Here is a 241-nt window from a genome sequence, read left to right as displayed (position 1 = left end):
GCTCCTCGATCGCGTCGAACAGCACGTTCTCGGCTGGCGGCACCTCCTCGCCGCCGTCGGTCGCGAGGTCGACGAACATCGGCAGGAGACGGGCCACGACGCGAAGGTCGAGCGCGACCTCGCGACCCGCACCGGAAAGCGTCGACCCCTCGCCGGTCCACGAGCACTCGGGGCACTCGGCGCGGTACCCGCCGCCGTCGGCGACGAGCTTCCGCTCGCCCGCGTGGTACCGCAGGTCCTC

The 241-nt window shown here is 73.0% G+C and carries 1 pseudogene; it reads right to left on the bottom strand.

Annotated elements, in window-relative coordinates:
- A pseudogene (locus tag EXE48_RS18595) lies at positions 1 to 241 on the bottom strand (hypothetical protein); the annotation flags it as partial.

Origin of the sequence: Halorubrum sp. ASP1, from assembly GCF_005435135.1 — an archaeon.
Taxonomy (GTDB): Archaea; Halobacteriota; Halobacteria; order Halobacteriales; family Haloferacaceae; genus Halorubrum; species Halorubrum tropicale.
The sequence above is the reverse complement of the archived record's forward strand: the minus strand, read 5'-3'. Positions and strand labels throughout refer to the sequence as shown.